This window comes from Paenibacillus sp. FSL H7-689, from assembly GCF_000517905.1.
GTDB lineage: Bacteria > Bacillota > Bacilli > Paenibacillales > Paenibacillaceae > Paenibacillus > Paenibacillus amylolyticus.
The window spans coordinates 8,908-30,928 of record NZ_ASPU01000007.1; the positions used below are offsets into that span (position 1 = coordinate 8,908).

Sequence of the window (22,021 nt, forward strand, 5' to 3'; positions counted from 1 at the left end):
TTCCTGCTGATATTCAGGTATAAAGCCTATCTACAAACAATCTCTAATACGGGAGTGTGTCGATGTGAGAGAGAATACGAACAAGCAATATGGATTAACGCAAGCCCAGCGCCGGATATGGTTCATGGAAATTATGAATCCGGGCACATCCATCACGATGCTTTCCGCGACCTACCAGATTACGGGCGAGATCGACACCAAGCTGCTTGAGCAAGCGGCGGCAGAGATTGTAAAAACCTATGACGCTTTCCGAATCCGCATTAGCGGGGATATGCAAAATCCAACGCAGTGGTTCGAAGAGCTGGAGAATGTCCAAACCAGGATAAGCCACCTCGAAATAGGCACAACCGAACAATTCTATGCTTGGGTGAAAGAAGTAACCGAAAAACCGGCGAGTGTGTTCGACGAACACCTCTATCAATTTACGATGATCCATTTTGCGAACGGCCAAGTATGGCTTAATTTGACTATAAATCATATCATCGCCGATGGCTTGTCCGTCACTGCTTTGCTGCATGCGGTGATGGAAAAATACCTGGAACTGCGCAATGGCATCTTCAGCAGTTACCAGGCCCCATCCTATCTGGATTATATTTCAACTGAGCATGAATATGAGCAATCGCAGCGTTATCAAAAAGGCAAGGAATATTGGCTAACCAAGTACAAGACTTTGCCTGAAACGAGCGGCATTAAATCAGTTCCGCCATTCTCGATTGGTAGCGAATCGAATAAACGTTCCATCACTTTGGATGGTTCCCGCTATGACCGCATTCTGGCTTTTAGCGAACAATATCAGGTTAGTTTATATACGTTATTTTTGTCCGCCATGTACGTCTTATTGTATAAGCTGACCGACAGCACCGATGTTCCAGTCGGCACGGTTTTTGCCAATCGCACGAGCAAGAAGGAAAAAGAAACGATCGGTATGTTCGTCAGCACCGTGGCTACGCGGATTAGTCTGAATCCAGTTGGGTCCGTGCTTTCCTTGATCCAAACCGTTTCCAAGGAAAATACGGCGGATCTGCGGCATCAGAAATATCCTTATAACCAATTGATTCAGGATTTACGCGAACAACACGGCCGCAACGATCTTTCGGAGTTGTTCCGCACGTCTCTGGAATATCTACCTTTGAAAATCGTGGAGTACGAAGAAATCAAGGTACGTCTGGAGGCTCACTTTGCTAGACACGAGATGGACGATCTACTGCTGCGCTTCGACCATATGCTGAATGAAGGCCATGTCATTCTCCATGCTTCCTATCGTACCGGCCTGTTCGAGACGACCGAGATTGATCGCATTATGGAACAGTATGTAACCGTTTTGGACCAGTTTCTTGAGACTCCGGAACTGCGGGTGAGCGAGATTTCTCTGTTGAGCGATGAGGAGAGACACCGTATTCTGGACGTGTTTAACCCGCCGGTGGCAGCACTGAGCGAGGGAATAGCGTTTCATCGGTATGTCGAAAAGTTTGCCCGAGACATTCCGGATCACCCGGCAGTTGTTTACATGGACAAAAAGCTGACTTACGGCGAATTGAACAAACGCGCTGAGCGGCTGGCTGCGCTCCTTCGTGAACAGGGCGTGGGAAGGGAGACGATTACGGGGATCTGGGCAGAGCGTTCGGTGGAACTTCTGGTCGGTGTGCTCGCCGTATGGAAAGCCGGCGGAGCTTATGTACCACTGGACCCCGATTATCCAGCGGAGCGGATTGAGTACATGCTCAGCGATAGCGAAGCATCGGTGCTGCTTACGCAGCGTCATCTGTTGGAGGGGGCCGGAGGTTGGCTGGCCGATGACCGGCTGAAGCTTCAAGCTGTCTATGCGATGGACGATGAACAGATGTATAACGGGGATACCTCAGCCGTGGAATTTGAATCTGCTGACAGTGCCCCACAAGACTTGGCTTATGTGATTTACACCTCCGGTACGACGGGACGTCCAAAAGGCGTCATGATCGAGCATGGTAGCCTCATGAATACGGCGGATGCGTACCGCCGTGAGTACCGGTTGGATCAGTTCCCGGTGCGGTTGCTGCAACTGGCGAGCTTCTCGTTTGACGTGTTCGTTGGAGACATCGCGCGGACGCTGTATAACGGAGGAACGATGGTAATTGTGCCAAAGGATGACCGGATTGATCCGAACCGCTTATACGGCTGGATTCGGGACCAAAACATTACGGTATTTGAATCGACACCTGCGCTTATCCTGCCGTTCATGCAGCATATTTATGAAGAAGGGCTGGACGTCAGCTCCATGCATTTGCTGATTACCAGCTCGGATGCTTGCAGTGTCACCGATTACCGAATGCTGCAGGAAAGATTCGGCGGACAATTCCGCATCATCAACAGCTACGGCGTTACCGAAGCGGCCATTGACAGCAGTTTTTACGATGAGCCGCTGGACAAGCTGCCATCGTTGGGTCATGTGCCGATCGGCAAAGCCTGGCTGAACGCCCGGTTTTACATTGTAGATGCCGGGTTAAAGCCGGTTCCTGTAGGGGTTCCGGGGGAGCTTGTCATCGGCGGCGCCGGGGTGGCGCGCGGGTATTGGAACCGTCCGGACCTAACCACCGAGAAGTTTGCAGACAGCCCGTTTGTGCCTGGAGAACGTCTGTATCGGACAGGAGATTTGGCCCGCTGGCTGGAAGACGGCAACGTTGACTTCATCGGCCGGATCGACTATCAGGTGAAAATTCGCGGGTTCCGGATCGAACTCGGCGAAATTGAAACGGTCCTGCTCAGTTTCGCGGGGGTCAAGCAGGCTGTGGTGACTGACCGTACGGATGAGCAGGGGCAAAAGTATTTGTGCGGTTACGTGGCGGGGGATGTTTCCTTGCAGCTGAGCGATCTGCTGTCCCAATTGAAACAAGAGCTGCCTGCCCATATGGTCCCGGCCCGACTGGTGTCTCTTGATCAGCTTCCGCTCACACCGAATGGCAAGATTGACCGTAAAGCGCTACCTGAGCCGACCGGAGAGATAGAAGCCGGCCGTGAGTATGTGGCTCCTCGCACAACGCTGGAAACAAGACTTGCTCTTATTTGGCAGCAGGTCCTAGGTATTGTGCGAGTTGGAGTCCAAGACGATTTCTTTGACCTGGGTGGTCATTCCTTGCGGGCCTCCGCGCTTGTTTCCAAGATTCGAAAAGAGCTGCAAGTCGAGGTTCCGCTGCGGGACGTTTTCCGCTACACCACGATCGAACAGCTTGCCCAAAGAATTAGCGGTTTAAAGCAGCAAGAAACGTATGAGATTACAAAGGCGGCAGAGACCGAGTACTATCCGGTTTCATCCGAGCAAAAGCGTCTGTACGTCCTGCGCCAGCTTGACGCGGCCGAGCGTAGCTACAATATGTCGGCGGCGCTTCTTCTCGAAGGCAAGCTGGACCGCACGCGTGTAGAGTACGCGTTCCGGGCGCTGATTCAGCGCCATGAGACGCTGCGTACCGGGATCGAGCAGGTTCAAGGCGAGCTTGTGCAGCGCATCTATGACGAGTTGGAGTTTGCTGTAGATTATTTCCAGGCGAGCGAGCGAGAAGTGGACCATGTGGTGGAAGCATACTATCACCCGTTTGATCTGACCAAGCCGCCACTTCTTCGCATCGGCCTGATCGAAGTCGCCGAGGATCGCCACATCCTGTTGTTCGATATGCATCACATCGTCTCGGATGGCATCTCGACAGCATTGCTTTTCGACGAGTTCAGCCGCCTGTATCGGGGTGAGGAGCTGGCTCCGTTGCGTATTCAATACAAAGATTATGCCGTTTGGCAGCATTCCGAAGCCTACGGGCAGTTGATCCAGCCGCAGAAGGAGTACTGGCTGGAACAGCTGTCGGGCGAGCTGCCTGTATTGGAACTTCCGACGGACTTCCCGCGGCCTGCGGTGCAAAGTTTTGACGGCCGGACCGTGAAGTTTGATATTGGGAAAGAACGGACGGAGAAGCTGAAAGAACTGGCCGCACGGACGGGCACGACCCTGTACATGGTGCTGTTGTCTGCTTACTCGATCCTTATGCATAAATACTCGGGTCAGGAAGATCTGATCGTGGGAACCCCGATTGCCGGAAGAACGCAGGAAGAAGTGCAGCCAATCGTAGGTATGTTTATCAACACGCTTGCCATTCGCAGCCATCCGGAGCGTTCCAAGCCGTACCTTAAGTACCTGGAAGAAATGAAGGAAATCACACTCGGGGCTTTTGAACACCAAAATTATTTGTTCGAAGATTTGGTGGAAAGTCTTCATATTCCGCGCGCGACCGGCCGGAATCCGCTCTTTGATACGTTCTTCTCTCTGCAAAATACGGAGAATGAGCAAATTGTCATCGAGGGGCTGGAGCAATCGTTTTATCCGTTGGAAAACCGAACGTCCAAGTTCGAGCTGCTTCTGGATATTTCGGAGCTGGATGGTCAGCTCGAATGCCGGTTGGAGTACGCTACGGCTTTGTATAAACAGGAGACCGCGGAGCGGTTCGCCAGACATTATGACAAGCTACTCGAAACTATCGCAACAGCGCCGGAAGGGGATATTGCTTCGCTGGAAATGCTAACCGAGCAGGAAATCCGTGAACTGGTGCGCGGTTTTAATGATTCGGAGGCAGACTACCCACGGCAGCAGACGATTCATGGCTTGTTCGAAGAGCAGGCGAAGCTTTACCCGGATAACGTGGCCGTCGTCATGAATGAGCGGCTGTTGAGCTACCACGAACTGAACGAGCGATCCAACCGCCTTGCGCGTAAGCTGCGGGAGACAGGAGTCGAAGCGGATCAGTTGGTAGCGATTCTGGCCGAACGTTCACTTGATATGGTCGTCGGCATTCTGGCGATTCTCAAAGCGGGCGGAGCCTACGTGCCTGTCGATCCCGACTACCCGGAGGAACGCATCCGCTTCATGATTGAGGATTCGGGCGCACCGTTATTGCTGATTCAAAAGCATTTGCATGAGAAGACCGATTTCGCAGGAACGCGCCTTGAATTGGACGATTTCGTTTGGGGCGACAAAGGGGCGGACTCCGCTGATGCACTGGACGATTCGAATCTGGAACCAATTTCTGGCCCGGGTAACTTGGCTTATGTCATCTACACATCGGGAACGACCGGCAAACCCAAAGGCACGTTGATTGAGCATAAAAACGTCGTGCGCCTTTTGTTCAACGACAAGAACCTGTTCGACTTTGGGCCGTCCGACACGTGGACGTTATTCCACTCGTTCTGCTTCGATTTCTCCGTCTGGGAGATGTACGGAGCACTTCTGAATGGAGGAAAGCTGGTTATCGTACCGCCACTTACGGCGAAAAATCCAGCCGAGTTCTTGGCACTGCTGAGCCGCGAACGGGTCACGATTTTGAACCAGACGCCAACATATTTCTACCAACTGCTGCGTGAGGTTTTAGCGGACCATCCGTACAATCTGCGGATTCGCAACGTCATCTTTGGCGGCGAAGCACTCAGCCCGCTGTTGCTCAAGGGTTTCAAGACGAAGTACCCGGAGACAAAGCTGATCAATATGTACGGTATTACCGAGACGACGGTTCACGTGACGTATAAGGAAATTACATGGATCGAGATGGAGGCGGCAAAGAGTAATATCGGCAAGCCGATCCCGACGCTGAGCGTGTATGTTCTGGATGAAAACCGTCGTCCTGTTCCGATCGGCGTAGCAGGCGAAATGTACGTGGCCGGTGAAGGCCTGGCAAGAGGATACCTGAATCGACCGGATTTGACGGCGGAAAGGTTCGTTGATTCCCCGTTTGCGGAGGGGGAAAAACTGTATCGCTCAGGCGACTTGGCGGCATGGCTACCGGACGGCAACATTGAATACCTCGGCCGGATCGACCATCAGGTCAAAATCCGCGGGTACCGGATCGAGCTGGACGAAATCGAGACGCAACTTCTGAACGTGGAGGGCGTGGAAGAAGCGGTGGTGCTCGCCCGTCAGGACAACGAGGGAGAGAAGGCACTTGTTGCCTACTTTGTTGCAGACCGGACGCTGACAGTCAGCGAAATGAGAACCTCGCTGGCACAGGGAATGCCGGGATACATGATCCCGTCGTATTTCGTGCAGCTGGAGCGCATGCCGCTGACATCTAACGGCAAAGTGGACCGCAAAGCGCTGCCGGAGCCGCAAGGTAGCTTGCAAACAGGCGTCGAATACGTAGCCCCTAGTAACCTTACGGAGTCCCAGCTTGTGAAGATCTGGGAGGAAGTGCTGGGCAACTCCGGCATTGGAGTCCTGGACAATTTCTTTGAGCTCGGAGGGCATTCCTTGCGGGCGACAAACCTTGTCAGCAAGATTCGGAAGGAAATGAACGTTGAACTTCCGCTGCGCGATGTGTTCCGCTATATGACGGTAGAATCGATGGCCGGGGCTATTGCCAGCTTGGAAGAATCAGAGCACAGCTCGATTCCAAAAGCGGAAGAGAAAGCGTACTATCCAGTTTCCTCTGCGCAAAAAAGGCTGTATGTCCTGCACCAGCTAGATAGCTCGGAGCTGAATTACAACATCCCGAGCGCCTTGCAATTGAAAGGGAATTTGAACGAGGCCAAAATGGAAAAGGCGCTGACTACTTTGGTGGCCCGGCACGATATGCTGCGCACCGGTTTTGAAATCGTGAATGGAGAGCCGGTTCAGCGTATTCATCCGCTCGTAGATTTCAAGGTCGAGAAGCTTCAAGCAAGCAAAGATCAGGTCGCGGCCATTCTGGAAGGCTTCATTCAGCCTTTTGACTTGACCCAGGCGCCTTTGCTGCGCGCCCTGCTGATCATACTTGAGAAAGAGAAATTCCTGCTTGCGCTGGATATGCATCATATTGGTTCCGACGGTCTTTCCATGGACGTGCTACTACGCGAATTTGTGGGGCTTTACAATGGGGAAGAATTGCCGGAGCTGCGGATTCAATACAAGGATTACGCCGTTTGGCAGCAATCCGACGAGCAATGTCAGCGTATCAAACGGCAGGAGGAATACTGGCGCGGGGTATTCAGATCCGAGCTTCCGGTTCTTGAGCTGCCTCTTGACTTTTCCCGCCCAGCCGTCCGACAGTTTGACGGTCAAACGCTCACGTTTGCGCTGGATGCGGAGAAAAGCGAAGCTCTAAAACGGCTTGCCGGAGATTCGGGGGCGACGCTGTACATGCTTCTGCTGGCTGCTTACTCCGTATTGCTTCATAAATACGCGGGACAGGAAGATATCGTAGTCGGCACTCCGATTGCCGCTCGTTCTCACGCCGACCTACAACCGATTATCGGCATGTTTGTAAATACGCTGGCCCTTCGCTTGGGTCCGACGGCAGAACAGATGTTCCTGGATTACTTGCAGGATGTGAAGGAAACAACGCTTGGAGCCTACGAGCACCAGGACTATCCGTTCGAGGAGCTGGTAGAAGCTCTTCAGGTGAGCCGGAATTTAAGCCGGAATCCGCTGTTTGACACCATGTTTTCTTTGCAAAAGCACGAAAGTCTGGATTTAGCCCTGGAAGGCTTGCAATGGTCGCTGTTTGACATCGAGGAAAAGAGAGCAAAGTTTGATCTTAGCCTGGATATCGTGGAAGAGGGTAACGAGCTGGTTTGCAAGATCGAGTACGCTACCTCGTTGTTTAGACAGGAAACGATGGTACGGCTGGCGGGTCATTACGAGCAGCTTTTGGCATCGATCCTAGCTCAGCCGGGTGCGAGGATCTCGGATTTGAACATCTTGAAGGACAGCGAAAAGCATGATTTACTGGTCGGGTTTGCCGTGTCGTCTTCGGCTCTAGCGAAGCAATCCGCCTCAGAGGGTCCAGGCTTGGAAGCGGATGAGTCGTGGAGAGAGAGAACGATCCACGAGCTGTTCGAGGAGCAAGCAGAGCGAACGCCGGAGCAGGTGGCCGTTGTCTATGAGGACAGCCGCCTGACTTACCGGGAGTTGAACGAGCGGGCGAACCGGCTGGCGCGATCCTTGCGTGCCTCTGGCGCGCAGGCCGATCAGCCGATCGCGATCATGGCCGAGCGCTCGCTGGAGATGATTGTCGGCATCTATGCGATCTTGAAGGCCGGGGGCGCCTACGTGCCGATCGACCCGCAATTCCCGCAGGAGCGTATCCGCTACATGCTCGAAGATTCGTGCGCTAGGCTGCTGCTGATCCAGAGCCATTTGCGGGAAAGCGCGTCATTTGCCGGGACCGAGCCACTTGGTGGTCTATCGCTCGTCGATCTGAACGATCCATCCGCGTATGATGAAGACGGCTCGAACCTGGAGCCGGCGAGCGGACCGGAGCACTTGGCCTACGTCATTTACACATCGGGCTCGACAGGCAAGCCCAAAGGCGTCATGGTGGAGCACCGTCCGGTGATCAACCGGCTGCTGTGGATGCAGAATGCATACCCGATCGACTCCAGGGATACGATTCTGCAAAAGACGGCGATCACCTTCGACGTTTCCGTGTGGGAGCTGTTTTGGTGGGCTTGGACGGGGGCCAAAGTTTGCTTGCTGCCGCCGGGCGGAGAGAAGAATCCCGAGACGATTCTGGACACGATCGAACGGCAAGCCGTCACCACGATGCACTTTGTGCCGTCGATGCTGCACGTCTTCCTCGAATATGTCGAGCGTCAGCCGAGCGAAGATCTGGGTAACAAGCTGTCTTCGCTGAAACGGGTGTTTGCAAGCGGGGAAGCGCTGGCGACGTCGCATGTGAGCCGGTTCTGGCAGTGGATTTCGTCATCCGTGAATCAAGCGCAGCTGATCAACCTTTATGGGCCTACGGAAGCGACGGTTGATGTCTCGTACTACGATTGCGGACCGGAAGAGGCGAATGTATCGGTGCCGATCGGCAAGCCGATCTCGAACATCCGGCTGCATATTGTCAAGGAAGGGACGACAGCGCTGCAGCCGGTCGGCGTGCCGGGCGAGTTGTGCATCGCGGGCGAAGGTCTGGCTAGAGGCTACTTGAACCGTCCCGAGCTGACCGCGGAGAAATTCGTAGAGTGTCCGTTTGCGCCGGGCGGGCGGATGTACCGGACGGGCGATCTGGCCAGATGGCTGCCGGACGGCAACATCGAGTATATGGGCCGGATCGACCATCAGGTGAAAATCCGCGGGTACCGGATCGAACTCGGCGAAGTGGAGGCGCAGGTCCTGAAAGCGGCGTCCGTCCAAGAGGGGGTTGTCATCGCCAGAGAGGACGAAGCCGGTCAGAAGCAGCTCTGCGCGTACTTCGTGGCGGACAAGCCGCTTGCGGCGAGCGAGCTGCGAAGCGCGCTGGCGGAGGATCTGCCTGCGTACATGATTCCGTCCTACTTCGTGCAGCTGGAGCGGATGCCCCTCACACACAGCGGGAAGCTCGACCGCAAGGCGCTGCCCGCACCGGAAAGCAGTATGCTCGTTGGAACGGAATACGTGGCGCCCCGGACGGCGGCGGAGCAGACGTTGGTTGCGGTGTGGCAAAAGGTGCTGGGAACGGGTCGTCCGATCGGCGTGATGGACAATTTCTTCGAACTCGGCGGGGATTCAATTAAATCGATCCAGGTGTCGTCCAGGCTACATCAGGCCGGGTACAAGCTGGAAATTAAGCATTTGTTCAAATATCCGACCGTAGCGGAATTAAGCCCGTATCTCCAGTCGGTCTTAAGACGCGCCGATCAGGGGGCAGCTACGGGAGAGACGGGGCTGACGCCGATTCAGCGCTGGTTCTTCGAGCAGTCGTTCGCCGAGCTGCACCACTTTAACCAGGCGGTGATGCTGTACCGGGAGGAAGGCTATGACGAAGCGGCGCTTCGTCAGGCCGTGCGGAAGCTGGCCGAGCATCACGATGCGCTGCGCCTCGTCTTCAGCCGGACCGAGAGCGGGTATGCGGCATGGAACCGGGGCATCGCGGAAAGCGATGGCGAGCTCTACAACCTGGAAGTGATCGATTTCCGTGGAATGACGGACTGCGCGCAGGCGATCGAAGCCAAGGCGAACGAGCTTCAGCGCAGCATTGACCTGCAGGCAGGGCCTTTGCTGAAGCTCGGCTTGTTCCGCTGTACGGATGGAGATCATCTGCTGATCGCGATCCACCACTTGGTCGTAGACGGCGTATCCTGGCGGATTCTGCTTGAGGATTTTGCTGTCGGCTATGAGCAGGCGCTGCAAGGGCAGCTGATCCGTCTGCCGCTCAAAACGGATTCATTCCAAACGTGGGCGAAACAGCTCGCTGATTATGCGAACGGTCCGGCGATGGAAAGCGAGAGAGCGTATTGGCAGCATCTCGAGCAATTGACCTATGAGCCGCTTCCAAAAGATTTTGAACAAGGCACATCCAAGCTGAAGGACAGCGGGCTCGTGACCGTCCGCTGGACGGCGGAGGAAACCGAACAGCTGCTGAAGCAGGCACACCGTGCTTACCATACGGAAATGAACGATTTGCTGCTTGCCGCGCTTGGCCTCGCGGTACAAGCTTGGAGCGGTCGGGAACGCGTGCTGGTGAATCTCGAAGGCCACGGTCGGGAAGAACTTTTGCCGGATGTGGACATTACGCGGACGGTAGGCTGGTTTACAAGCCAATTCCCTGTCGTTCTGGAGCCGGGTCACGTCCAGGCGCTCGGTCATCAGGTGAAACAGGTGAAAGAAAACTTGCGCCGCATTCCGAACAAAGGAATCGGCTACGGCATCCTGCGTTATTTGTCGGCGCCGCATGACGGCGAGCGCTTTGCTTTAGAGCCGGAGATCAGTTTCAACTATCTGGGTCAGTTCGACCAGGATTACGAAAGCAGCGGCTCGCAGCCGTCTCCGTTCAGTCCGGGCTCCGATTCAAGCCCGAATGCTGTGATGAATTATGTCCTCGATATCAACGGTATGGTATCGGAAGGCGTGTTGGAACTTACGATCCGTTATGGGGAAACCCAGTATCAACGGGAGACGGTTGAGCGCCTGGGCACCCTGCTTCAATCGAGTTTGCTTGAAGTCATCAGCCATTGCGTATCGAAAGAGCGGCCGGAGCTTACGCCTAGTGACGTACTGCTTCAAGATGTGACGGTGGAGGAACTGGAGCGGCTGTCAGAACATACGACGGCACTCGGCGAACTGGAGAATGTATACACCCTTACTCCGCTGCAAAAAGGGATGTTGTTCCACAGCTTGCTGGATGCCGATTCGGAAGCCTACTTCGAACAGGTGACCTTCGATCTGTATGGAAGCCTGAATGTGGAAGCCTTCACCCGCGGATTGGATACGCTGGTACAGCGAAATGAGGCGCTGCGGACCAATTTTATTACCGGCTGGAGAGACGAGCCGATTCAAGTGGTATTCCGCGAGCGGAAGTGTGAAGTGTACTTTGAAGATATTCGCTCGGCAAGAGATGAACACCCGGAGAAGACGATAGCCGATTTTGTCAGCGCGGATAAAGCGAACAAGTTCAATTTGGCCCAAGGCTCTCTGATGCGCGTTACAGTTTTGCGTACGGGCGACGAGTCCTACCAAGTGATCTGGAGTCACCATCACATTTTGTTGGACGGCTGGTGCATGTCCTTAATGATCAAGGAAGTGTTCGACACCTACTTCGCGTTCCAGGAGCAACGGACGCTGGAGCTTCCTCCGGTTACCTCGTACTCTCGGTATATCGAATGGCTGGAAGCTCAAGATGCCGCGAAAGCTTCGCGTTACTGGTCCGAGTATTTGGCGGGTTATGATCAGCAGACCAAGCTGCCTCGGGAGAAAACAGGGCTGAAGCAGGGCACTTTTGAAGCAGCTGAGATCGATGTGGAACTCAGCAAGGAACTGACTGGGCAAATCGAGCGGGTGGCGCGCCAGCATCAGGTGACGCTTAATACATTCATGCAGACCGTATGGGGACTGGTTCTGCAGGTATACAACAACAGCGAAGATGTTGTATTTGGCTCCGTCGTATCCGGGCGTCCGGCGGAGATTCCGGGTATCGAAAGCATGATCGGTCTGTTTATTAATACGATCCCCGTCCGTATTCAAGGTAAAGCCGAGGAGACGGTAGCTGATATTTTGAGAAAAACCCAGGATCAAGCGCTGACATCGGGAGCTTACGAAACGTTCCCGCTCTTCGAAATTCAGTCGCTGAGCGAGCAAAAGAGCGACTTGATCAACCATATTATGGTCTTTGAAAATTATCCGATGGAAGAACAGATTGAGCAGGTTGTCGGCGGAGGACAAGAAGCGCTGAAAATCGCTAATATCCAATCGCCGGAACAAACGAACTACGATCTGGACATTACCGTCATTCCGGAAGAGCATATTTTGCTGCGGTTTACGTACAATGCACTGACATTTAGAGAGCAAGACATCAGGCAGATCCACGGTCATTTTGCCCGTGCATTGGAGCAGGTTGCGGCTAATCCGAATGTTCGTGTACATGAGTTAGAGCTTTTGACGGCAGCGGAAAAAGAAGAAATTGTCGGCGTGTTTAATCCGGTGCAGCCGGAAATGGCTCCAGTGGCAGCGTTCCATCGACTGTTCGAGCAACAGGCGGAGCGCATACCGGAAGAGGAAGCTGTCGTGTACGAGAACGATCGGCTGACGTATGCGGAGTTGAACGAGCGGGCGAACCGCCTGTCGGCAACGCTGCGTGCAAATGGCATCGGCCGGGAGTCAATCGTTGGCATTCTCGCCGAGCGTTCGGTGGACTTGCTGGTGGCCGTAATGGCCGTCTGGAAAGCGGGAGGGGCGTATGTACCGCTTGACCCGGATTATCCGGCGGACCGCGTGCGGTTCATGCTGGAAGACAGCGGAGCGAAGGTACTACTGACACAAACGCTGCTGCGAGAGCGTGCGGAATCCTGGCTCGGCGAAGAGGAACTAGCACTGGAGACGGTGCTGTATCTTGACGACGAAACGTCATACAGCGAAGACCGAGCGAATGCACTGATGGACTTCGGCCAAGGCTCCAGCAGTGCTCCCAATCCAGTCAACGGCAAGCTAACGGGTGCTGTGAACGACCGTAATGAGAGTCACCCAAATGATGTTGATGTTGTCGGTATAGGCAGCTTCCATGAAGCCTGTCCGGAGGATCTGGCGTACGTCATCTACACGTCGGGAACGACGGGCAAGCCAAAAGGCGTGATGATCGAGCACCGCAGCCTGGTGAACACGGCAGCGGGTTACCGACGGGAATACCGGTTGGATCAGTTCCCGGTAAGGCTGTTGCAACTCGCCAGTTTCTCGTTTGACGTGTTCGTGGGTGATATCGCGCGGACGCTGTACAACGGAGGGACCATGGTGATTGTACCGAAGGACGACAGGATTGATCCGTCTCGTCTGCACTACTGGATAGAACGGGAGCAAGTGTCGATCTTTGAATCAACGCCGGCACTGATCGTGCCGTTCATGGAATACGTGCATGAGCAGGGACTAGAGTTAAGCAGTATGGAGCTGTTGATTACAAGCTCGGACAGCTGCAGTGTGGCAGATTACCGGACCTTGCAGGAACGGTTTGGTTCGTCGTTCCGCATCATCAACGCCTACGGCGTGACGGAAGCGGCAATTGACTCCAGTTTCTATGATGAGGAGTTGGCGAAGCTGCCGCAGACAGGCCATGTACCGATTGGCAAAGCGTGGTTGAATGCGAAGTTTTACATCGTGGATGCGTACCTGAACCCGGTGCCGGTCGGTGTGTTGGGCGAATTGGTTATCGGCGGATTCGGTGTGGCGCGCGGGTACTTGAACCGTCCAGAGCTGACGGAAGAGAAGTTTGTAGACAGTCCTTTCACTGCGGGTGAGCGGTTGTATCGCACGGGAGATTTGGCGCGGTGGATGGAGGACGGCAACGTGGACTTCATCGGGCGGATCGATAACCAGGCGAAAATCCGGGGTTACCGGATCGAGACGGGCGAAGTCGAAGCAAAGCTGCTGAGTGTAGGTGGCGTGAAGGAAGCGGTCGTTGTTGTCAGGGAAGATCAAGAAGGGCAGAAAGCGTTGTGCGCTTATTATACAGTGGAAGAAGGCTTGACGGCGGCAGATTTGAAACGGGCGATCTCCAGCGAGCTACCGGGATACATGATTCCGTCGTACTTCGTCGAACTGGAGCAATTGCCTCTAACGCCGAATGGGAAAATTGACCGGAAGGCGCTACCAGCGCCGGCAGGGGGAGCAGGCGGAGGCTGCGATTACGTGGCGCCGCGCACCGAACTGGAGGCAAAACTGGCCGCCATTTGGCAGGAGGTACTTGTTCGGGATAAGGCGGTAGGCGTAACGGACAACTTCTTCGACCTCGGAGGACACTCCCTGCGGGCGACAACACTTGTCAGCAAAATGCATAAGGAGCTGGGCGCCCAATTCCCGCTTCGCGACGTATTCCGCTACTCGACAGTTGAGGAAATGGCTGTGGCTATGGAGCATTTGGAGATCGGCTCGTTTATGGCTATTCCGGCTGCGGAACCTAGCGAGTATTATCCGCTCTCTTCTGCGCAGAAACGTCTCTATATCTTGAACCAGCTGGAAGGAGGCGAGCTGAGCTACAATATACCGGGAGCTATGCTGCTCAAAGGGCAGCTCAACCGGCAGCGGTTTGAAGAAGCGTTCCGCGAGCTTGTAGCTCGTCATGAAACGCTGCGTACCAGCTTTGAGATGGTTGAAGGCGAAGCGGTTCAGCGGATTTACGAAGAAGTCACCTTCCAGGTGGAATATGTGCAGATCAGCGGGGAGCAGGCGGAAGAAACGGTGCGCCAATTTGTTCGTGCGTTTGATCTAGCGAAGCCGCCACTTCTGCGGGTGGGCATTGCCGAACTCGCGCCGGACCGGCACATCCTGATGTTCGATACACATCATATCGTATCGGACGGCGTTTCAATGGACGTACTGATCGAAGAGTTTGTGCACTTGTACAGCGGGGAGCCGCTCAAGCCACTCCGCATTCAGTACAAAGATTATGCAGTATGGCAGCAATCGGACGAGCAGAAAACGCAACTTGCCAAGCAGGAAGCCTACTGGATTGACATGTTCCGCGGAGAACTGCCAGTTCTGGAAATGCCAACGGACTATCCGCGCCCGGCTATGCAGAGCTATGAGGGCCGCACGCTGCAATTGTTTATGAATATTGAGAAAAGCGAAGGTCTGAAACGGCTTGCAGCTGAAAACGGCGCAACGCTTTACATGGTTCTGCTTGCGGCATATAACGTGCTTCTGCATAAATATTCAGGTCAGGAAGACGTGGTGGTAGGTACGCCGATTGCGGGCAGAAATCATAGCGACGTTCAACCGCTGATCGGGATGTTCGTTAATACTTTGGCCATCCGAAGTTACCCGGCTGCCGGTAAAACGTTCCTTGACTACTTGAAGGAGATCAAGGAGACAACGCTGAGTGCTTTTGAACATCAGAATTATCCGTTTGAGGAACTGGTGGATAAGGTAAACGTGGCTCGTGATCTACGCCGTCATCCACTGTTCGATACGATGTTTGCTTTGCAGAATACAGAAAATGTGGAAATCCAGCTTCCGGGACTGCATTTGTCGACGTATGCCAGCGAAGAAATTGTTTCCAAATTCGATCTCAGCTTGGACGTTACGGAGATTGAGGACGGCTTGGAATATCTGTTTGAATACGCCACAGCTCTATACAAAACCGAAACGGTGGAGAAATTGGCTGTTCACTACTTGCAGCTGCTTGAATCCATTCTCTGCAACCCGTCGGCGACTATTGCCGAGCTGAACTTGTTAACGGCAGAGGAAAAAGAGCAGATTGTCGGCGCGTTTAACCCTGCGCAACCGGAAGAGGCTCTTATGGCAGCGTTCCATCGACTGTTCGAGGAACAGGCGGAACACACGCCGGAAGCTGAAGCTGTCGTTTACGAAAACGATCGGCTGACGTATGCGGAGCTGAACGAGCGGGCGAACCGCCTGTCGGCCACGCTGCGCACAAGCGGCATCAGCCGGGAGTCAATCGTCGGCATTCTCGCCGAGCGTTCGGTGGACCTGTTGGTGGCCGTGCTGGCCGTCTGGAAAGCAGGCGGGGCGTATGTACCGCTTGACCCGGATTATCCGGTGGACCGTGTGCGGTTCATGCTGGAAGACAGCGGAGCGAAGGTGCTGCTGACGCAAACGCCGCTGCGAGAGCGTGCCGAAGCCTGGCTCGGTGAAGAGGAACTGGCACTGGCGACGGTGCTGTATCTCGACGACGAAACGTCATACAGCGAGGAACGAAGCAATGTGCCAATGGACTTTGGCCAAGGCTCCAACAGTGCTCCCGATCGAGTCAACGGCAAGCTAACGGGGGCTGTGAACGGTGGTGGCGAGAGTCATCCAAATGATGTTGATGTTGTCGATATGGACAGCTTCCATGAAGCCCGTCCGGAGGATCTGGCGTACGTCATCTACACGTCGGGAACGACGGGCAAGCCAAAAGGCGTGATGATCGAGCATCGCAGCCTAGTGAACACGGCAGCGGGCTACCGACGGGAATACCGGTTGGATCAGTTTCCGGTGCGACTGTTGCAACTCGCAAGCTTCTCATTTGATGTTTTCGTGGGCGATATCGCACGCACGTTGTATAACGGAGGCACCATGGTCATTGTACCGAAGGACGACCGGATTGATCCATCTCGTCTGCACCACTGGATAGAGCAGGAGCAAGTGACGATCTTTGAATCAACACCAGCACTGGTCGTGCCGTTTATGGAATACGTGCATGAGCAGGGGCAAAAGTTAAGCGGTATGGAGCTGTTGATCACAAGCTCGGACAGCTGCAGTGTAGCGGATTACCGTACCTTGCAGGAGCGGTTTGGCTCGTCGTTCCGCATTATTAATGCCTACGGTGTGACGGAAGCGGCAATTGACTCCAGTTTCTATGACGAGGAGTTGGCGAAACTGCCGCAGACAGGCCATGTCCCGATTGGCAAAGCGTGGTTGAATGCGAAGTTTTACATCGTGGATGCACATCTGAACCCGGTGCCAGTCGGCGTACTGGGCGAATTGGTTATCGGCGGAGTCGGTGTGGCACGTGGGTACTTGAACCGCCCAGAGCTGACGGAAGAGAAGTTTGTAGACAGCCCTTTCACCGTGGGTGAGCGGTTGTATCGCACGGGGGACTTGGCGCGGTGGATGGAAGACGGCAACGTGGACTTCATCGGCCGGATCGACAATCAAGCGAAAATCCGGGGCTACCGGATCGAAACGGGTGAGATTGAGTCGCAGCTGCTGCGGGTGGTAGGTATACGCGAAGCGGTGGTGCTGGTTCGAAGTGATGCGAACGAGCAAAAGGCGCTGTGCGCATACTACACAATGGATATCGATCTGACGGCAGCCGACCTGAAACGAGCGATCTCCAGCGAGCTGCCGGGTTACATGATCCCGTCGTACTTTGTGGAGCTGGAGCATTTACCTCTGACACCAAACGGGAAAATCGACCGGAAAGCGCTGCCGACGCCGGAAGAGGGAGCAAGTGCAGGACGCGAATACGTGGCGCCGCGCACCGATCTGGAGACGAAACTGGTCTCCATCTGGCAGGACGTGCTTGGGTCAGTTACGATTGGTGTGACGGACAACTTCTTCGACCTCGGCGGTCACTCGCTGCGGGCGACGACGCTGGTCAGCAAGGTGCACAAGGAGCTGCACGTGGACCTGCCACTGCGCGATGTATTCCGGTACTCAACTATTGAAGCGATGGCTGAAGTGATTAGCCGATTGGAGCAGCAGGAGTTTCTTTCCATTCCAATTCTGGATAAAAGGGAGTATTATCCGCTTTCCTCTGTGCAAAAGCGGCTGTACATCCAGCAGCAGATGGAAGGGGCCGAGCTTAGTTACAACATGTCCGGCATGACGGTTCTCGTCGGGCGCTTGGAGCGGAATCAATTCGAGGCGGCGCTCAAAGGATTAATCGCTCGTCACGAAGTTTTGCGAACCGGCTTCGAAATGGTCGACGGCGAACCGGTACAACGGATTTATTCGGACTTGGAGTTTGCCGTCGAGTATACAAAGGCGACGGAAAGTGAAACGAAAAGCATTGCGGATGCCTTTGTACGTGTCTTTGATTTGGAGCGGCCGCCGCTGCTGCGTGTGGGCTTAGTTGAATGGGAAGCGGAACGTCATCTGCTTATGCTGGACATTCATCATATCGTCACGGATGGCATGTCGATGGGTATCTTCATCGAAGAGCTGCTACGCCTGTATAACGGTGAGACGCTGGAACCGCTTCGGATTCAATACAAGGAATTTGCCACTTGGCAGCAGTCCGAACCTGTAAAAGAACGGCTGAAACGCCAGGAAGCCTACTGGCTGGACATGCTGGAAGGTGAACTGCCAACGCTTGAGCTACCTACGGACTTTGTCAGACCTGCCGCTCGCAGCTTTGAGGGAGATGTGCTGCCTTTCAGTATCGACAAGCAGATGACTGACAACTTGCAGCGCATTGCCGATGAGAACGGTGCTACCCTATATATGGTGTTATCGGCGGCCTATTCAATCCTGCTCAGCAAGTACTCGGGACAAGAAGACTTCATTGTAGGCACACCGGTTTCAGGCCGCACACATGCCGACCTGGAGCCGCTCATCGGAATGTTTGTCAACACGTTGGCGATTCGTCATTATCCATCCGGGGAGAAGACGTTCCTTGCTTACTTGAACGAAGTCAAAGAAACGATGCTGGGGGCCTACGACCACCAGGATTATCCGTTTGAAGAGCTTGTGAAAAAGCTGCAGGTGCCGCGAGATCAAAGCCGCAATCCTGTATTTGATGTCATGTTTGCGCTGGAAACGAAGGAAGATAACGTTCAAAGCTTCGGGGATATCCAGATCGAATCTTATCCGGAAACGCATGCGGTTGCTCAATTTGACCTTACCTTGGTCATTTCGTTGCTGGATGAGGGAATGAACGGGCAGTTTGAATATGCTACCAAGTTGTTTACGCGCAATCTGATCGACAATTTCGCTCAGGACCTGCTCGTGATCATCACCCAAATTGGCGAACAGCCTTCGGTGCTGCTCAAGGATATTTCCCTGAACGGGCAATCCGAACAGGAGCAAGATGAGCTAGAGGCTATTGATATTATTTTCTAATTTTTAGAAGTAATTGCCAATTGTTGCAGACGAGTTTAAAGTCAAGTCATAGAAGCCGAGTGAAGTCAGGATCATATTCCTGACTTCATTCGGCTTTTTTAGTTGTTCTCCTTTAATTAGATACAATGGAGTATAGGCCGTCCTGTATACGCAGATTACCGGGCTGCCCAGTTTCCACCTTCACCTCTGTAACAAATACACCAGGCATACGTCCGTCTGGGAACCATGGCTTCTGTTTATCAATGACAATAAACATGCCTTCTGCATCACCCGTGGGGGAGAATTGTTTTCCGTCTCCGGCAAATGGTTCAAGTTGATAATGCTCATTCAATGTGTTCATTGTCTCAGGAACATCATCGACAGGCAGACCGATTTCACTAATACATAACAGATGCTTCGCTTCGAAAGCTTCATCAACTGCATTATCGAATGAATGGTGAGCGATAAATTCCATCAAGTTGCCGCTTGGATCATAAAAATAGAAGGCTGTTGCATCCCAGTAGGGGAAATAAAATTCATCTTGTCCATCTTTGGATAGCAATGAAATGTTACGGTCTTGAGCCCATCTTTTTGCATCAGCAAGTTTATTCGTTGGAATCGTAAATGCTACATGATAGTAGGGCTTTTCTTGTTCTGGCGCCTTCTTGAAAGAGAGGACCGAGTTCCCCGCACGGAATGAAACGCATGTTGCAGTATCCTCCACAAGATTCAATTCCAGTAGTGTACCGTAAAACTCTTTTATGGCCTCGACCTGATGTGTCAACAAACCAACTTCTCTTATTATCATTTCAACATCCTCCTTTTAATCTCACCTTTGATCGAAATACTCGATTGTTTTCTCAATAAATGCCTTGGCCGATTGCGTCAGGTAACGGTCGGACCGATGGATGATCTCAAAGTGCCGGTATGGCGGATCGTCTGTAATTCGGATGCAACGTAGCGTGGGCTCATTCATGGCTTTGATCAGAGGATAAGGCAGCAGTGTTCCTCCGACGTTGGCTTTGACCAGGCTAATGATGGAGGTTGCCGAACTGGTCTCCATGATGGTATTTAGGGTAAATCCATATTTACGGCAATAGCCATCGACCAATTCTCTGCCCGTAAATCCTTCGGGGAACATCACCGTTTGGATATCACGTAACTCCTGAATTTCAATTGTGCTTCGTTCAGCCCAATCATGATTCTCGGATACGACCAGTACATATTCTTCACTGCACAAAGGAATGCGTACAAGCCGCCTATCCGGGGGAGACGTGATCTCGATGCCGATGTCGACTTCATTTTCCAACACTTGATTTACTACATAGATCGAAGAGATAACCTTCAATTGTACCTTGGGGAATCGGGCATGAAAATCAACGAGCAGCGGAGTGATACGGTAATCCAAATCGGATGGAAGAACACCAATAACCAATCGTCCCCGCTGATCATTCCGAAATTCAGCTAGCGCATCCTGGGTATTCTGTAAATGCCGGATCATCTGTACACAGTGCTCCAGAAACAGAGTGCCTGCCTGGGTCATCACAATCTTTTTGCCGACGCGGTCAAACAAAGGAACACCAAGTTCATCCTCCAACCCACGTATTTGTTGACTCAACGTAGGTTGAGATATGCCAAGTTTCTCAGCTGCCCGTGTAAAATGAAGCTCCTCACACACCGTAATAAAGTTTTCCATTTGACGAATCTCCATGAATTCACCTCTGATCATTGGTTTTAGTAATCATTTTAATAGAAACAATAGTATTGTTCAATCATTATAATGAATCTATACTTAATCGTGCAACACTCAAAGATCCTGACATTAACAAATAGGATCTTTGGTGAAGGCAAGAATACTACTCCCATGAGGTGATCCATAATGAAACTTTTTTATATTGTATTGGCGCTTATTCTGGCTTCACTGAACTTAAGACCACCGATTACTTCCATTTCTCCTCTGATGAGTACCATACAGAATGATCTGGGTTTGAGCGGCATGACCGCCAGTCTTTTAACTACACTACCGGTATTATGTATGGGCATATTCGCTCCATTCTCTGTAAGACTAAGTAGAAGGTGGGGGAACGAAGGTGCCATTGTGCTGGCTTTAATCCTTATTGGGATAGGTACGGGATTACGATTGTTTGTAGGCGCAACTCCGTTGATGATGTTCACTTCTTTTCTGTCAGGTGTAGGGATTGCATTGGCAGGGCCGCTGTTGTCCAGCTTCATTAAGCAGTATTTCCCTAACCGAGTGGCAGCCATGGTCGGCATCTATTCAACAGCAATGGTGATGGGGGCCAGCATTAGTGTGGGATTATCGGTTCCGCTTCAGCATACGTTGGGTGGATCTTGGAGAGGTTCTTTGGCTACATGGGCATTACTCGCTGCCATTGCATTGCCAATCTGGTTAAAATTAGCTTGGTCTGCGCGTACAGAGCGGCAATCCGGACAAACTTCGGCTGTAGTCCATGCACCACTTCCGGTGAAGAACAGGCGTGCATGGGTGCTGACACTGTTCTTTGGACTGATGGCCGCGATCTTCTATTCATTAACCGCCTGGCTTGCGCCAGCCATTCAGAGCCATGGATATAGCCAAGAGACTGCTGGCAACATCCAAACGTTATTTACATTGATATCACTGCCCTCAACGTTATTCATTCCCATGCTTGTACATCGGTACCAAAGACGTGTCTTCTGGCTTGTTGGATGTGCGATGTTGGAGTTAATAGGTGTCCTGATGCTGAATCTCTCTGTCAGTCCGTGGCTCGCGGCGATTCCGCTCGGTATTGGTGCAGGTGGACTGTTCCCGATTGCACTTATGTTGCCGATTGATGAGACAAACAATGCTCAGGAAGCGAGTAGCTGGTCCGCTATGACTCAATCTGGTGGCTACATTCTTGGAGCACTTGGGCCGCTGGCGATTGGTTGGCTCCGCGATCTAACAGGCAGCTTCGTGCAAGCATTTTATGGTTTGGCTATCATCATCGTGTTGCAGATTATCGTTCAATTGGCTGTTGGTAATAAAAAAAGTTTGAAAGTTAGCCGGGAGCAGAGCTAAAAGGCATGTGAAGTAAAATGGAT

Annotated in this window: 4 protein-coding genes; 2 read left to right on the plus strand and 2 right to left on the minus strand. The window is 53.0% G+C overall.

The features are described from left to right. The first annotated feature begins 64 nt into the window (after positions 1-64). Positions 65-18,958, plus strand: coding sequence for a non-ribosomal peptide synthase/polyketide synthase (locus tag C170_RS04445; RefSeq protein WP_036606745.1), 18,894 nt, complete (start codon positions 65-67; stop codon positions 18,956-18,958). Positions 18,959-19,070: 112 nt separating this feature from the next. Here C170_RS04445 and C170_RS04450 read toward each other — a convergent pair whose 3' ends face one another. Further along, positions 19,071-19,745: a VOC family protein gene (locus C170_RS04450; protein WP_036606747.1), complete on the minus strand. Its 675-nt coding sequence runs from the start codon at positions 19,743-19,745 to the stop codon at positions 19,071-19,073. Positions 19,746-19,766: 21 nt separating this feature from the next. Continuing rightward, the gene (locus C170_RS04455; RefSeq protein ID WP_081745853.1) at positions 19,767-20,648 is read right to left on the minus strand and encodes a LysR family transcriptional regulator; all 882 of its coding nucleotides are present in this window, start codon (positions 20,646-20,648) and stop codon (positions 19,767-19,769) included. A gap of 168 nt (positions 20,649-20,816) precedes the next feature. On the opposite strand from C170_RS04455, the gene C170_RS04460 reads away from it, so the two are divergent. After that, positions 20,817-21,998 (plus strand): MFS transporter, encoded by a 1,182-nt coding sequence (locus C170_RS04460; protein WP_036606749.1) that lies wholly within the window; start codon positions 20,817-20,819, stop codon positions 21,996-21,998. Positions 21,999-22,021: the final 23 nt, after the last annotated feature.

What these genes read in the sequence shown, in the direction of transcription:
- C170_RS04450 (WP_036606747.1), bottom strand. Translation starts at nt 19,745, where the DNA reads ATGATAATAAGAGAAGTTGGTTTGTTGACACATCAGGTCGAGGCCATA.
- C170_RS04455 (WP_081745853.1), bottom strand. Translation starts at nt 20,648, where the DNA reads ATGGAGATTCGTCAAATGGAAAACTTTATTACGGTGTGTGAGGAGCTT.
- C170_RS04460 (WP_036606749.1), top strand. Translation starts at nt 20,817, where the DNA reads ATGAAACTTTTTTATATTGTATTGGCGCTTATTCTGGCTTCACTGAAC.